10 protein-coding genes are annotated in these 15,436 nt (G+C 44.7%); 5 read left to right on the top strand and 5 right to left on the bottom strand.

What is annotated here, in order from left to right:
• Nucleotides 1-3 precede the first annotated feature (3 nt).
• On the bottom strand, nt 4-813 hold the full coding sequence (locus tag EBB54_RS21485; protein WP_125128917.1) for a flagellin N-terminal helical domain-containing protein: 810 nt from the start codon (nt 811-813) through the stop codon (nt 4-6).
• A gap of 335 nt (nt 814-1,148) precedes the next feature.
• Here EBB54_RS21485 and EBB54_RS21490 point away from each other — a divergent pair, with 335 nt between their 5' ends.
• Nucleotides 1,149-1,700: a Uma2 family endonuclease gene (locus EBB54_RS21490; RefSeq protein WP_125128918.1), complete on the top strand. Its 552-nt coding sequence runs from the start codon at nt 1,149-1,151 to the stop codon at nt 1,698-1,700.
• Between the two features lie 132 nt (nt 1,701-1,832).
• Here EBB54_RS21490 and EBB54_RS21495 read toward each other — a convergent pair whose 3' ends face one another.
• From EBB54_RS21495 to EBB54_RS21505, 3 genes are all read right to left on the bottom strand, one after another.
• Nucleotides 1,833-3,878 (bottom strand): glycosyltransferase, encoded by a 2,046-nt coding sequence (locus EBB54_RS21495; protein WP_125128919.1) that lies wholly within the window; start codon nt 3,876-3,878, stop codon nt 1,833-1,835.
• A 114-nt stretch (nt 3,879-3,992) separates the two neighbouring features.
• Nucleotides 3,993-4,808, bottom strand: a complete 816-nt coding sequence (locus tag EBB54_RS21500) for a flagellin N-terminal helical domain-containing protein (protein WP_125128920.1) — start codon at nt 4,806-4,808, stop codon at nt 3,993-3,995.
• A 154-nt stretch (nt 4,809-4,962) separates the two neighbouring features.
• Nucleotides 4,963-5,583, bottom strand: coding sequence for a recombinase family protein (locus EBB54_RS21505; protein WP_125128921.1), 621 nt, complete (start codon nt 5,581-5,583; stop codon nt 4,963-4,965).
• 537 nt (nt 5,584-6,120) lie between these two features.
• Between EBB54_RS21505 and EBB54_RS21510 the strand changes: the two genes are divergently transcribed.
• The 4 genes from EBB54_RS21510 to EBB54_RS21525 all read left to right on the top strand — a co-directional run bounded on the left by EBB54_RS21510 (nt 6,121) and on the right by EBB54_RS21525 (nt 12,528).
• Complete coding sequence (locus EBB54_RS21510) at nt 6,121-6,966, top strand: flagellin N-terminal helical domain-containing protein (protein WP_125128922.1); 846 nt, start codon at nt 6,121-6,123, stop codon at nt 6,964-6,966.
• A 174-nt stretch (nt 6,967-7,140) separates the two neighbouring features.
• A complete protein-coding gene (locus tag EBB54_RS21515) occupies nt 7,141-9,234 on the top strand; it encodes a glycosyltransferase (RefSeq protein WP_162307179.1) in 2,094 nt (697 codons plus the stop codon).
• Complete coding sequence (locus tag EBB54_RS21520) at nt 9,231-11,273, top strand: tetratricopeptide repeat-containing glycosyltransferase (RefSeq protein WP_125128924.1); 2,043 nt, start codon at nt 9,231-9,233, stop codon at nt 11,271-11,273. The genes EBB54_RS21515 and EBB54_RS21520 overlap by 4 nt, the downstream gene beginning before the upstream one ends.
• Before the next feature lie 16 nt (nt 11,274-11,289).
• The gene (locus tag EBB54_RS21525; RefSeq protein WP_125128925.1) at nt 11,290-12,528 is read left to right on the top strand and encodes a glycosyltransferase family protein; all 1,239 of its coding nucleotides are present in this window, start codon (nt 11,290-11,292) and stop codon (nt 12,526-12,528) included.
• On the opposite strand, the gene EBB54_RS21530 is transcribed toward EBB54_RS21525, so the two are convergent.
• Nucleotides 12,480-15,404: a LicD family protein gene (locus EBB54_RS21530; protein WP_125128926.1), complete on the bottom strand. Its 2,925-nt coding sequence runs from the start codon at nt 15,402-15,404 to the stop codon at nt 12,480-12,482. The two genes, EBB54_RS21525 and EBB54_RS21530, sit on opposite strands and share 49 nt — an antisense overlap.
• Nucleotides 15,405-15,436 lie beyond the last annotated feature (32 nt).

A 15,436-nucleotide genomic window follows, 5' to 3' on the forward strand; every position in this document is an offset into this window, starting at 1 on the left:
GGATTACTGTAATAACTGAAGAACTCCCTGCGGTACCTGATTTGCCTGAGCAAGCATAGCCTGGGAAGCCTGAACCAGAATGTTGTTCTTGGTGTACGCCATCATTTCCTTCGCCATGTCTACATCACGGATACGGGATTCAGCCGCCGTAATATTCTCTGTCTGAACGCCCAGATAATTGATTGTGTGTTCCAGACGGTTCTGTGCTGCACCAAAGTCAGAACGAAGGGTGGAAACAGCGTCGATATCGGCTTTTACCTCATCGATAGCAGACTCTGCGCCAGTAGCATCGCTAATATCAATAGCAAGAGAGTTTGCAATCTTCGTTGTTAATGTTTCCAACGTAACCCCAATATAGTCGCCCGCCTGGTCACTAACTTGAAGATTTATAGTAGTATCCTGAGTAAACAACTTCTGGCCATTAAAATCAGACTGAGTAGCGATTCTTGTGATTTCTGCCTGTAACTTCGTAATTTCTGTCTGCATTTGGCTACGATTTGTACTCTGATAAGTTCCATTGGCAGACTGCGTAGCCAACTCCACCATACGGTTCAGCATGGAGTGAACTTCTGTCAGAGCACCTTCTGCTGTCTGTACAAGAGATACACCATCGTTAGCGTTCTTCTGAGCTGTCTCAAGACCAGTGATCTGAGCACGCATTTTTTCAGAAATAGCAAGCCCTGCTGCGTCATCGCCTGCACGGTTGATCTTGTAACCAGATGATAATTTCTCCAAGTTCTTTCCTACAGAAGAGTTGTTATTGGACAGATTTCTGTGTGCGTTTAATGCTGTAATGTTATGTTGGATTCTCATGATTTTTCCTCCTTGAATTTGTGTCAGGAAATTCCTTTTCCCTGCATAATCATTTTTTCTGTTATAAAAGTTTTTTCTGAAGAAGCTTCAGGAATTGAAACGTATGTTCCTGTTCAGACCTGCCGGCGAACTGTCTGAAAAGGTACACCTTGCCGGACAAAGCTCGCCCATGGCGGCATGTATTATGGGATGGTTTTTGGATTTATTTTAAGAAAAGTTCCTCCCGAATTGCATGCTAAGCTGTGTTCCAACGGATTTCCACATTGTATTTATCTAAAAATAATGATAAAATCGACTTATAAACAGAAAACAGCAATTGAAAGGAAGTATAAAGCATGGCTTTACCACAATTAAAAATCTATACGGAAGAGGATTATTACCGTTTGCCCGAGGATGTCCGGGCGGAACTGATCGACGGACAGATTTATGATATGTCGGCCCCCAGCCGGATACACCAGGAAATATTAAATGCAGTCAATAATATGATTTATAATTATATACAATCTAAAAAAGGAAATTGTAAAGTCTATCCTGCACCTTTTGCAGTTAAGCCGTTTAAAGACGATGATAAGACGATAGTAGAGCCTGATATAAGCGTGATCTGTGATCCAGGCAAGCTGACAGAACGTGGCTGCACCGGGGCGCCCGACTGGATTATTGAGATTGTCTCTCCCAGCACTTCCAGCCAGGACTATGTACGCAAGCTGAACCTTTACATGGATGCAGGAGTAAGAGAATATTGGATCATTGATCCGCGCAGTCAAAAGATTCTCGTGTACCATCTGGAAGAAACTGATTTTGAAGTAAAGACTTATACGCTCCGGGACAGAGTAAAGGCGAACATTTATGATGATTTATGGATTGATTTTGAAGGATTCGAATTTTAAGAGGGGGACATGCATAGGGGATGCTGCAAATACAGTTATATACGCCATATGGTCGAATATATGCGGATCAAATACCCTATTTTGTATATAGCGCTATTTTGCAGCATCCCCTATATGGTCTAGTGTAATGTATCATTCACTAGAGCGTGTTTGAAAATTGCTTTGCCGCAGAATTTCCTGTTTCAGCTTTAGAACTTCCAGGTCTTCCGGCAAAAGTGCAGCCAGCTGGTTTACAACTCCGTAAGCTTCCTGCCATTGTTTATTTTCCATGAGTCCGTACAGCACCTGTTTGACCTGTCTGCCTAGTGCTGCGAACTCTTCCGAGACAGCAGGGCCGGAGGCGCTCATCTTTTCTTCCAGATATCTGCTAAGCTTTTTGATGACCACTGTCATATCCGGATACATTTGAAGTGCTTTTTTCAAAAGCGGGATGCAGTCTGCATATCTTTTATGTTCCAGGTTTTCCAGAATATTTTTTATTATAAAGGCAAATTTATACTGGAAAGGAAGGGCATAATGCTCCGGATTGCGTAAAATCTTTTCATTATATATAATATCTGCTTCTGTAAGCGTGAGTTCGCTATACCTTCGCAGTAATTCCAGAATCTGTGAGATATCCAGGCCATCCTGGATCAGTTGCCTCTCCAGAAAACGCTGCTCCAGCCTTCCGGCATAGATTGGATAATCTGTCGTCCCCGCCTGAATGCCTGCCAGAAAATCAGGCATTTCGGAAATCTCTGTACGTTCTGCAAGTCTCTTTGTGCATACATCCCAGGTCTCTGCGGAGATCTGTTCCAATACTGGATCAATAACGAACCTATTTCTTGCCGCAAGTCCTGCAAGCTGACACAAGACACTTTCGGAGTTTACGGCTTTGCAGCATTGTCCGAATAAATTTTCGGCCTCTGTGATGTCCTGCCTCTCTTCTGCGTACAGTGCCTTTTGAAGGCTTACATAGGTATTATCTGTCTGAAGCCTGGAGAATCCCTCCAGAATGGTCTGCCTATGATCCGGATGGTCCTCCTTCCATTTCTCCAATGTCTCATATTGAAGGGCAATCTCAGATTCATTGTCCCAGGGAATCCAGGTAAGTATCTCTTTCATCCGGCGTGGTTCATTTAACTCAACAGCAAAAAGGAGTCCTGCGATATAGGTGGGTATAGCCCGGGACTTTGCGCTCTCATACGTCACCGTTCCCCCATTCTGCCGTGAAGCATCCTCTGGATGGCGTTTCAGGTACCGCATCCTGGCATGATAAGTGTTGACATGTTCAAGCCCTTTTCCGTATTCTTTTAATTCCAGGCAGAAGCCGGAAAGGATCGAATGCAGGTGGGCCTCGCTGGCTTCCAGAGTACGCAAAGACTGCAGGATACGTTCTCCCTCTTCCAATGCCTGCTTCTTATCTCCGGCAGCGGAGATAAAGAGCGGAAGATTTACCTGCATCCATAGTTCCTGTGAAAAGATCCTCTTTTCTTTTGCAGCGGAATCAAGCCCTTTGCGGCAGTATTCAATCGCCTTGTCGAACTGAAGGATATTCCTATATTCCTGTGCCAGCTGCATATAGCATTGAATATCATCGGATTCCGTTTCAAGCCGCTGAAGAAGCAGGGGAATGTTTCTGTTCGTTTTTTCCGTAAGATTCTTTCCTTCCGCCTGTTCCACATACCCGAAATGGTGGACAAATGCATCCAGCTTTTTACAGGGGTTGGGAAACGGACTCAGGTTTTCGTGGATGGGATAGACAAACCTGGTTTCCGGCGTGATGCGGCACATCCGTCCCACGCTTGTATCGAAAGAGGTCATCCCTTCCCGGTCCTGGTAATTCCGCTGTATATAAAGCGCAGATTCATATTGTCGATATTCTCCGCTCTGAAAAAAGCGAATGATGTCTGCCGTATCATCAAACCACTCGTCATCATCCAGATAGAGGAACCATTCTCCTCTCGCTTCCCGGAGTCCTGCATTCCGTGCTTTTGCAAAATCACTGCACCAGGTAAAGGGGACGATATGAGAGGTATACTGCTTTGCAAGCTCCAGCGTATCCTGACTTTTTCCGGTATAAACAATGATCAGTTCACTTTCCAGATCTTTCAGGAGGGGGACAAGGGAATCCAGACATTTATTCAGAGTATCCGGCCGGTCTGAGACCAGAAGAGAGATTGTCAGCTGTATGTTCATGGTCAGTTGCTCCTTTTTTATAAAAAACCGGCAGTATACCTATATACTGCTTATTCAGAAAAAAAGGCTTCTTTAAAAAGAAGCCTTTTTCCCATATGAAAATTCAATTCATTTTTACTGAAGTAACTGAAGAACTCCCTGCGGTACCTGGTTAGCCTGAGCAAGCATAGCCTGAGAAGCCTGAACAAGAATGTTATTCTTGGTGTAGGTCATCATTTCCTTAGCCATGTCAACGTCACGGATACGGGACTCAGCTGCTGTGATATTCTCTGTCTGAACACCCAGGTTGTTGATGGTGTGCTCCAGACGGTTCTGCAATGCACCGAAGTCGGAACGCATAGAAGAAATCGAATCAATTGCTGTATTTACTGTATCAATTGCAGCTTTTGCAGTATCAGCAGTGGTAATAGAAAGACTTCCTACTCCAATAGAAGCAGCATCCATCTGCTTGAAGCTTACAGATAACTGATTCGTATTAGCACTGGACTCACCTACGTGCAACTTGATTGTTGTTGCTGCTGCAAACAGTTTTGTTCCGTTAAAGTTACATGTAGCACCGATTCTGTCAATTTCTGCATTCAGAGCTGTGATTTCCTTCTGCATCTCAGTACGGTTTGCAGAGGAATATGTTCCGTTGGCAGACTGTGTAGCCAGTTCCACCATACGATTCAGCATGGAGTGAACTTCTGTCAGAGCACCTTCTGCTGTTTGTACAAGAGATACACCGTCGTTTGCATTCTTCTGAGCTGTCTCAAGACCAGTGATCTGAGCACGCATCTTTTCAGAAATAGCCAATCCTGCCGCGTCATCGCCTGCACGGTTGATCTTGTAACCAGATGATAATTTCTCCAGGTTCTTTCCTACAGAAGAGTTGTTGTTGGACAGGTTTCTGTGTGCATTTAATGCTGTAATGTTATGTTGAATTCTCATAGTGATTCCTCCTTGAATTTATGCCGGGGAATTCCTTTTCCCCGTCTGCTATATTTTATAATTTTCGCAAGAAGGATTTAGGAAGTGAAATAAATATATCTTTTAAACATGCCGGCGAACTGTTTTAAAAAGGTACACTTATTTGGATTATTTTCTATTCGTCCCGTTGATATAGGAATGCCTTATACTCTGCGATTCGCTTGTAGAGGGTGCTTCTGCCCATATTACATAGATTTCCAAACTCTTTGATTGAGATCAGATCCGCATCCCACTGCTCATATAATTCTGGAAAATTCTCCGGCATAGGTATCATAGGCTTACCGAACTGGACTCCGCGGGCCTTTGCTGCAGCAATTCCTTCCGCCTGTCGCTGCCGGATATTATCCCGCTCATTTTCGGCAACAAAAGAAAGAAGCTGTAATACAATGTCGCTGATAAAGGTTCCCAACAGGTCTTTTGTCTTTGTTGTATCCAGCAAAGGCATGTCCTGAATACAGATATCGGCACCTTTTTCTTTTGTAATGACACGCCACTGTTCCATGATTTCCTGATAATTCCGCCCCAGTCTGTCGATGCTTTTCACGACGATCAGATCTCCCTCACGTACCCGGCGCATCATCTTCGTATATGCCGGACGCTGAAAGTTTTTTCCGCTTTGTTTATCAACGTAGATGTCTTTTTTGTGTATACCGGCTTCTAAAAGAGACAGCATCTGCCGTTCGATATTTTGTTCCCGCGTAGAAACTCTGATGTATCCGTATATTCTGTTTGCCATACCACTACCTCCTTGGATAAAATAACTTTTTTCGAGTATAAAACAAAACCAACATCATGCCAAATCCAATATCTGAATATTTCCATAAACAATGATTGGAAGTATTTTCCGATTCTGATTTAAAAATCTCATATACCACCTTGCGCATAGATTTCACTGTATGTTTCATATAGGAAACATACAGTGAAAGAAACTGGCACCATCTACTGGCATCCTGCATTTATACGGGGATTCAGATGGAACTGGAGGAGGATGCAGACACGGCAGAAGAAAACGGCGGTGCTGAACCCCTAAAATAAGCCGAAAAATATTTTAAAATTTTTTCAAAAAAGTCTTAAGTTATTCGGATATCATACGATATAATAAATGTCAAGAAGTTTTAGGGCAGTCCAAATAAGTGTACTTTATTGGACAGTTCGCCGGCATGTTCCATAGACTATATTTATTTCACTTCCCGACCCTTCTTGCAAAACCAAAATAAAAATTAATCAGACGGGAAAAAGGAATTTCCCGGTAATCATTCAAGGAGGAAATACTATGAGAATCCAACATAATATTACTGCATTAAATGCACACAGAAATTTAACAAACAACAACTCTTCTGTAGGAAAGAACCTGGAGAAATTATCATCTGGTTACAAGATCAACCGTGCAGGCGATGACGCAGCAGGATTGGCTATTTCCGAAAAGATGCGTGCTCAGATCACAGGTCTTGAGACTGCTCAGAAGAATGCAAATGACGGTGTATCTCTTGTACAGACAGCAGAAGGCGCTCTGACAGAAGTTCACTCCATGCTGAATCGTATGGTTGAGTTGTCTACACAGTCTGCCAACGGAACATACTCTTCTACAAACCGTGCCGAAATGCAGAAGGAAATCGTTGCATTAAGAAAGGAAATTGACAGAATCAGTAATACTGCAAACTTCAATGGAACTTCTTTATTTAATAATGGTACTCAGGGAATTGCTATTCATGCAGGTGAAACATCCAAAACAGCTAATCAGATTACCATTACTCTTAAGGCAATGAGCGCTACCAGCATGGCTGATAGTAACGGAAATACAGTTAGCCTAAACACTGCAGTAGATATTTCAACAGCTACTCAGGCTCAAGCGTCCATAGACATTGTTAATAAGGCGATTGACATTATTTCTTCCATGCGTTCCGACTTTGGTGCACTGCAGAACCGTCTGGAGCACACCATCAACAACCTGGGTGTTCAGACAGAGAACCTCTCTGCTGCTGAGTCCCGTATCCGTGACGTAGATATGGCTAAGGAAATGATGACTTACACGAAGAACAACATTCTGGTTCAGGCTTCCCAGGCTATGCTTGCTCAGGCTAACCAGGTTCCACAGGGAGTTCTTCAGTTGTTACAGTAATCCAGTAATATTTGGATTGAATTTCAAAAATCAAAACGACAGAAAGCGCCGGTCCATTGGATGGGCGCTTTCTTCTGCACATAGGGTTCATACTTCTGTGTATGGAAGAAAACGCCCTTTCTCTTTCTGGAAATACCACACACAGGTTCATAATTAAGAAAGGACAGTATGCATATGGAAATAAAACTGAGTATCTCGCTGCTGGCATCAGACCGGAGAGAATCGCTGGAACGCTGCCTGGATTCTTTAAAGCCTCTTCTAACAAAGGTTCCATGTGAACTGATCATTGTCTTTACCGGGACAGACGAAGAAGTAAAAAAAATTGCCGAAAAATATACCCCTCAGGTCATCCCGTTTCAGTGGTGCAGCGACTTCTCTGCTGCAAGAAATGCCGGACTGGAAAAAGCAAGGGGGGAATGGTTCCTTTATCTTGATGACGACGAATGGTTTGACGATATAGAAGAAATCTGCGCCTTTTTCCTGAGCGGTGAATACAGGGATTACCAGAGCGCTCATTATATACAACGCAACTATCAGGATTGGGAGGGTACAAGGTACTCTGATTTTTCCGCATTTCGTATGGTAAAGCGGCAGCCCTGGACACGATTTCAAAATCCGATCCATGAAGAGCTTGCCCCTCGAAAAGAACCCTGCAAATATTTTCAGACATGTGTCCATCACTATGGATATGCACAGGAGAGGAGGGAGACAAAAGGCAGTCAAAAAAACGCCCGGAATATCTCTCTTCTGGAGCAGTCTGTCCGGGAGCAGCCCGCCTTTGTGAAGAATTATCTTCAGCTTGCCAAGGAATATGACCTGGAAGGGGACTGGAAAACAGCAGAGAAATATTGCAGGACGGGACGCAGCATATGTCAGAATACAGAGGACCGCTGTTCTAAAGGCTGGTTACAGGCATACCTTTCTCACCTGCTGTGCAGCAGACCGGGAAAGCAACAGGCAATCGGGGAAATTGAGGAAATTATTGAAAAGGAAGATCCCTTGGAATTGATCCTCCTGGTCTTATATCAGGAACTTGTACATTTATATAAAGAAGAAAGGGAACCTGAAAAAGCGGTTCTTTACGGTATAAAATTTGAACAATTGCTGAACGATTTGGACAGTAATGCAGGGATATGGGAAAAGCAGGGGTATGGTGAGTTTGATGAAAATTATGTAAAAAATCCGGAACGGCTGTATGCGTTATGGGCAGACTGTACGGCCTGCGCCCTGGCGCTGGATGACTTGGAACACGCCTCCCATTTTATGGAACTCTTTCCCTGGAAAGAAGAAAGCCTGTTATGCAGGTATTATCCTGATTTTGAAGAGTGGAGAGAAAACTTTGGTTCAGGCTTTGCAGTCATAGCTTCACGTGTTTTAGATTCCCTGGCTGATCACCCGGATTCTTTAGGCGGGTCAGATACTTTGGATGTTTCTACCATTCCCGATGGCGCTGCTCCCGTATATCTTTGCTTTGTCAGAGCACTTAGCTTATTGACAGATGGCAGAAGAACGCAGGGTGAAAGACTGAGTATCTGGTGTATGGAGCATTCAGATGATTCATATCTGCAGCAGGTAATCCTGCATGAGGCCCTTTTGAACCGCATCGACTTATCAGCATTGGCTGTCCGTATGGATCTGTATGCCTGGGATAGCTCCGTGGAAGAGTCTTTGAAGGACATACCCTATACACTGTCATGTTCCGTTCTGGAAAGTGCAGAGAAGCTGCAGGAGGATTGTCCGCTTCACAGCCTCTGCCTGAGGAAGCACACATTAAAACTGAAACTTATAAAAGGATTTTTCATGTGGGAAGAATTGACCGGGATGCTGGAAAGTTATTGCCAATGCATCCTCGCATTTTATAAGTCACAATACAAAAGCGAAATGTTTGAAGAAAAATCCTGCGTATTTCTTCCTGGTGAGTGCCGTTTTGCCATGACTGCTCTGGATGCTTTGAACCGATTAGAAAGAGGGACGCCGACAGAGGCTGTACATTTGTTTCGGACATGTATTAAAATCTTCCCCTCTATGACTGGGGTGCTCACAGAACTGCTCCGGCAGGTATTACGGCGGATTCATGATCCGGCTTTACAGGCCGCAGAGGAATTCTTCCGGCTTGCGGGACAGATGAAAGGGACACTGTCCACTTTATTGGAAGCTGGACAGACGGTACAGGCGGCAGGCATTCTGGATCAGCTTCTGCCGTTGATGCCGGAAGATGTGGAGCTGATCAGGATGCGCCAGGAACTGATAAGGAGAACTAAACTATGAATATACAGCTTTCAATTTCTTTACTCGTATCAGACAGAATGGAAACGCTCGGGAAGTGCCTGGCTTCATTAAAACCCCTTCTGAGGGAACTGGACAGCGAACTGATTGCTGTTTTTACGGGAAAAAATGAAGAGACACTGAATCTCTTGAGGCAATATACTTCACAGGTCATCCCTTTTACCTGGTGTAATGATTTTTCAAAAGCCCGTAATGTCGGACTAAAGGAAGCCAGAGGAGAGTGGTTTATGTATCTGGATGATGATGAGTGGTTTGATGATACGACAGAGATTATCCAGTTCTTTAAAAGCGGTGAATACCGGAATTATCAGTGTGCATTTTATGTGGAACGCAATTACATGGATTTGGAGGGAAAACGTTACTACGATGCGGATGTAGGCAGAATGTGCCGTCTGACGCCGGAAACAACGTTTGTGTTCCCCATTCATGAAAACCTGTATCCGTTTCATGAACCGGATAAGAAGCTAAAGGCATTTGTACATCATTTCGGCTATGCCAGAAAAGATAGGGAAAATCTTGAGAATACAAAGACCAGCCGGAACCTCCCACTGCTCCTGGAGATGCTTGAAAAGAATCCGAAGTCTCCCCAGAGCTGCATGCAGATCGCGCAGGAATACCGCAGCATTGGAGAATATGACAATGCGATCCGTTACTGTCGAAGAGGGCTTGAATATGCCCGGAAAGAAAAGCGAATTTACAATTATGAATTATGGCTCCAGGTCAATCTTCCAATGCTGATCTCTTATACCGGAGATTTGGAGCTTGCCCTAAAAGAAGCCGAGCAATTGCTGGTCTTGCCGCGAACCCTGGAAGTTGCGTCAGCCTATTTGTGTGTAACTCTCGTTGCTTCCTGCCGGGATCTTAAGAAATACCGGAAGGGATTAAAATATGTCCGGCTTTATCATGAAAAAATTTTGTATCTGCGTAAAAACCCGGATGCTGCATTAAGGCAGAGAGCTGTAGGCGTTACTATGGACAATGTTGCGGAGGAAGAAGCACCCGTTTATGTGGAAGGACTGTTTTTTTCAACAGAGGCAGGCGATTTGGAATCTGTCTGTGAAATTCTTTCCTGGCTTCCATGGGAAGATGAAAGCAGGATTTCTCCCCTGTATCCGCGCCTGGAAGAATGGAAAAAGAAATATCCCCAAATACAAAATGAGATTTTAGCCGGATATGACAGGCTCTATACGAATAATCTCTATGTATGCCTTCAAAAGTGTCTCCATGCAGAAAAGTGCGGAGAAATCCAAAAATCATTGAATCTATGGACGATTTGTGCAGAAAGCTGTCCTCCCGGGTTTCAGTGGGAATTGATCGAAATTGCTGTGCGGAACAGTTTTTCACTGAATCCTCTGGTCAGCCGGATGAGCCCGGAAGTTTGGAACGAATATACCACTGCAACTGCAAAACATAAAGAAACCAAAACACTGGAACAATTTTATGAAAAGATAAACCCATTATTAGAAAAATACCCGTTTTATGCCCGGAAATTAGAACAGTGCTGTTTAGAAAGGCTTCTTACCAGTGAACTTTTGGAATCAGCTCGCCCGGCAGTGCTTCTGGAACAATATTGTGAGAGCGTGCTTACTGATGCGGAGGCATTATACCGACCGGAGGTGCTTGCAGCCCCGGAAACATATGCCCTTCCTTCACAGTATAGATTTGCTGCAATAGTGAAAGACGCTTTAGTGCTTTTCAATAAAGGTGACCTGACTGGCTGTATACCACTCTTAAATGCGGCAGTCCAGGTTTATCCCCGGATGTCTGTTGCCGTAAGCCAGCTATTACGTTCTCTGGAGGAACAAATGCATTCTTCACAGCGAACTGTTCCGGAGGAATTTTTGATCCTTGGAAACCAGGTAAAACAGGTACTTCATGACCTGATGGAAGAGAAACAGTGGGAAGAAGCCTATGGCGTATCGGCCCAGCTTGTCTCGCTGCTGCCGGATGATCTGGACGTCTTACGTATGAAACAGGAAATTCTGCATCATGGGACACCGCCCGTCAGAAAAAATTGGTAATAAGGAGCGTGAAAAAATGAGAATTGCATTATTTTATTCAGAAGTAGAATCTTTTAATTGCTTTACAGATTTGTTGGCTGCTGAATTGCATACACTTGGGCATAAAACTTTTATACTGGATCTTAAAAACCCGCCGATGGAAAGCCCCCATTCCTTTGCACATTTTTCAGAATTTATCGCCGAGAAAGTGGACGCAGCTATCTGCTTTGACGGCCTTGGGACCAGGGAAGATATATTTATTGATATCTGGAATGCTTACCGGACAGTTGTCGTAGATATATTGATGGACCCTCCTTTGCGTTTCCATCCCACATTAGAAAAGCATCCCCAGAATTACCTTCTGTTCTGCTGTGATCGGGATCATGTGGAATACGTAAAAAAATATTTTGGACAATCCGTAGCTTTTGTGGATTTTATGCCCCACGTTGGAATCATGCCGGATAAAAACGCTCCCGCTATTCCGTATAAAGAAAAGAAATATGACATTTTGTTTTCAGGTACTTATTACCGTCCGGAAAGTATGCTTGCAAAAATAGAGGATCTGTTTGAAAAAGGTACGGATGTATATAATTTTTATCTTTCTATTTTTGAGTGTCTTATAAAAGACAGCAGCCTTACAATAGAACAGGCTTTTTATAATGTGGCAAAGGAAAAAAATGTTTCACTCGGAGAGGAGAACCTGAAAATCCTGTTAGGCTGCTCGGAATCTATCGACTGGGCTATCCGCATGTATCAGAGGGACCGTGTAGTAAAAGCCCTTGCCGATGCCGGCCTTGAACTGCACCTTCTTGGACGCGGCTGGGAAAACCACAGTTCAGCCGGATATCCAAATGTACACCGAATTGATGACCGTATCCCCTATATGGAAACACTGGCTTATATGGCAGACGCCAGGATCAACCTGAATGTATTTCCATGGTTTAAGGCAGGAACGCATGACCGGATCTTTAATACACTGCTTCAGCATTCCCTGCCCCTTACCGATTCCAGCAGATGGATCACAGAAAATTTTACAGACGGAGAGGACATTGCCCTGTATGATCTCAAGCACCTGGAATTGCTTCCGGGGATTGCGGAAAAGCTTCTGCATGATACCGAACATGCAGAAGCGATTATCACCAGAGGGTATGAAAAGGTACTTCGCCATTTTACCTGGAAAAACTGTACGGATTGGATTTTGAATGCGATTCACGCAGCGTCCGAAGCCTATTCAGCCCCTCTCTCCTCTGCCTCGAGAATCCAGTCCATACGCTGAATATACACGCGGTAATCCCGAATCCCCATCTGCTCCAACTGCTTCTGGATTTCCTTGTAATAGAAGCTGCAGATGATCAGCCGGCGTTTCTCTTCCGGTATTTTCAAAATTTCCTCCGGCGGCCTGACAGGAATCCCCAGCCGCTTCCGTCCCCAGCGATTCTTATCATTGTCTGCCAGGAACTCCGGAGGATACTTCTTCCCCCACTTTTCCATGTAGTCCTCGAACATCAGCCCTGTACCGAATAAAATAACCTTCTTTCCTTCCGCGCCGTCCAGCATGTGGGTCAGCATCCGCTGGTAGTCCGTATAGGGCCTGTCCGGGTTGAAGATCCCGGAGTGTTTTGGCTTCCGCTCCTCTTCCGGAGGATACTTCATATAGTCCTTTCCGAGCGTCATAAACAGGTAATTGTCATACCCTTTTGGAGCCGGAAACTTACGGTTTTCAAAGTCAAGCATCGTAATTTCACGGAAGTCCTCTGCATTCAGCCTTCTGTGCTTATGGTAGCCGCTAAAAAATGCCACATCCTCCGAATTTTCATCCGTATACAGACGCATTGCACCGTTCAGCATGCGGCAGAGCTTTTCATGGCTATAAAGGCTGGCAAGCATCCGGTAGTTTTTCCATTGCCATGCGTTCATGTCGCCGTATGCCTTATAATCCTTCCCATAAATCTTTGCCAGTAAAAGGCGGTGGCAATGCAGTATCAGCTTTTCCTTTTCCTCGAACTTTTTATCATCCATGGTGCATACATCCAGCGGCAGGATATCGATCCAGATTCCCAGATTGCCTTTATGCTCCAGTTCCTTCAATTCAATTCCCGTCGTCCGGCTGTTCCGCACCCGCGCAAACCCTCCCCAGAATATATCCTTTTCCGTCTCTGGAGTGTGGAGAGACAAGGGCTCCTTAAGTTCCTTCCGGGCATATTTTAAAAATTTATTATAATCTTTTCTAGGCATTGCAATATCAATGTCATCATCCCATGGGATAAACCCTTTGTGTCGGACAGCACCCAGCAGGCTTCCATGCACCATAAACCAGGTAAGTCCATGTTCTTTGCAGATACGTTCCACATCTTCTAACATGGCAAGCTCTATCTTCCAGATTTTTTTCATCTTGTCGGAAATTTTATAATCCGCAATAACTTCTTCCTCTGTACTCAGATGCTTTACATTTTCCCGGATTTGATTTTGGTCTACCGCTGCCCAGCGATAAAACTGCCTGTATTTTCTGTGGTTCCTCACTTCATCCAGAAAGCGCTGTTCCTCCTGCATATAGATGTCCCAGGTCTGCTCCATACCATATTTTTCAATCAGCTTCTTCTTTGGGTAATACTGCTCCGCATTCGGGGTAAAGCAGTAAATATAGTGTATAGCACGGAACAGGACATATTTCGCTGGATAATTTTCCCGTACAAATTCCTGGTCAAAATAAAGAAATTCCTTTGTATCCGGGTTATAAAAGCAATTCAGAGGAATCAGTTCCATGTAAGCCTTTTTTAAGATCGGACCGCAGTCCAGATCCTGCAGCCCCGGCAGTTCGGCATCTGTCCCTGCAGATACAGTTTCGGATGCCTGCAGGATATATTCATAAATCCGGTCTATCAGAGATAAAAATTCCTCCTGGTCTTCCCTTATAATTCCCTTCATATAATTGGATAACGTAGGCCATGGTACAAAAGGCAGTTCCAGGCTCCCATCCGGCAGTATTGTATGCTCCGCTGCAGGAATCAGGTGCTGCTTCAGATCGCTTATATTCTCATACAGACGGCGGGCATTTTCTTTTCCCTCCGGAAACAGCGGTGCTTTTCTCACTATGCCGTTCTTTTGGATCGCAGTCGCATACCCCCGCTCACGTCCCCGATCTGTGGAAACTGCAGCATAGATTACACGATTCCTCTCTGCAGAATGTCCAGCGTCTGCCGATATGTTCTCTCCCTGGTTCACTGTCTCATAGTCAGAAATTTCCTGTGCCCGGAGTCCCTCCCTTCTGCCGCATTCCACGAGAAATGAATTTGCAAAAAAAGGAAATGTCCCGTTTTCCACTACATCCCGATACAACTCCTGCTCCGACGCCACCAGCGTATTATGATCCAGGTAATATGGAATCAGCCGCTCTTTTAAGTTCTGCTCCGGCAGAAAATCATCCGAATAGATCAGCTGGGGCAGTTTATAGTCAGGCAGCGGATAATAAAACTGCATCTGTACAAGCCCCGCCCGGTTTATGATGTCCTTCAGTTCACTTCGGCTGAAAGAGTAGGCGCGTGTCCCCTGCGGATAATGCGCAATTCCTTCGAACGCTTTTCCTCCGTGGGATTCTTTTGCCCCGCAGAAATATTTCAGCCCCAGACGGTTGTCAACTGCCAGAAGCAGAATGCCGTCTTCCTTCAGAAGGCCTGATACCTTTTTCAAATACCGCGCGTAATCATTCCTGTCTGCCGAACCGCCACAGGCACGTTCCATGATTCCGGTGATCACAATATAGTCAAACTTTTTTCCAAAGGCGATCTCACTCCATTCGCCGGCATAAACATGCAGGTTCTCCTTCGATCCCCAGCGCCTGGCAATCGCAGACGCGCGGTGGGCAGAGCGTTCTGTAGCAGTCACTGTCATGCATTTATCACACAGCATTCCCGTCAGGGCGCCGAATCCTGCTCCGATCTCCAGCAGGTCTGCATTTTTCCGGAAAGGATACCAACTCAATAAACCCGTCCTCAGGCTGGAGAGCTGATACCACACCGGAAAACGGTATTCATCGGAAATCTCCTCGTCATAATAATCCTTTGTCTGCACGTCCAGATAATTGAAGATGATCTGATCCATCTGCGTGCGGCGCTGGGTACTTAACTGTTCTTCATTTACATGCAATGTCGCCATGTTTTCCTCCCTGTGATCCGAAAGTAGTTTTT

It is taken from the genome of Schaedlerella arabinosiphila, from assembly GCF_003885045.1.
GTDB lineage: Bacteria > Bacillota > Clostridia > Lachnospirales > Lachnospiraceae > Schaedlerella > Schaedlerella arabinosiphila.

Bases quoted from the DNA above. Each gene is read 5' to 3' on its own strand.
- EBB54_RS21485 (WP_125128917.1), bottom strand. From the start codon at position 813: ATGAGAATCCAACATAACATTACAGCATTAAACGCACACAGAAATCTG.
- EBB54_RS21490 (WP_125128918.1), top strand. From the start codon at position 1,149: ATGGCTTTACCACAATTAAAAATCTATACGGAAGAGGATTATTACCGT.
- EBB54_RS21495 (WP_125128919.1), bottom strand. From the start codon at position 3,878: ATGAACATACAGCTGACAATCTCTCTTCTGGTCTCAGACCGGCCGGAT.
- EBB54_RS21500 (WP_125128920.1), bottom strand. From the start codon at position 4,808: ATGAGAATTCAACATAACATTACAGCATTAAATGCACACAGAAACCTG.
- EBB54_RS21505 (WP_125128921.1), bottom strand. From the start codon at position 5,583: ATGGCAAACAGAATATACGGATACATCAGAGTTTCTACGCGGGAACAA.
- EBB54_RS21510 (WP_125128922.1), top strand. From the start codon at position 6,121: ATGAGAATCCAACATAATATTACTGCATTAAATGCACACAGAAATTTA.
- EBB54_RS21515 (WP_162307179.1), top strand. From the start codon at position 7,141: ATGGAAATAAAACTGAGTATCTCGCTGCTGGCATCAGACCGGAGAGAA.
- EBB54_RS21520 (WP_125128924.1), top strand. From the start codon at position 9,231: ATGAATATACAGCTTTCAATTTCTTTACTCGTATCAGACAGAATGGAA.
- EBB54_RS21525 (WP_125128925.1), top strand. From the start codon at position 11,290: ATGAGAATTGCATTATTTTATTCAGAAGTAGAATCTTTTAATTGCTTT.
- EBB54_RS21530 (WP_125128926.1), bottom strand. From the start codon at position 15,404: ATGGCGACATTGCATGTAAATGAAGAACAGTTAAGTACCCAGCGCCGC.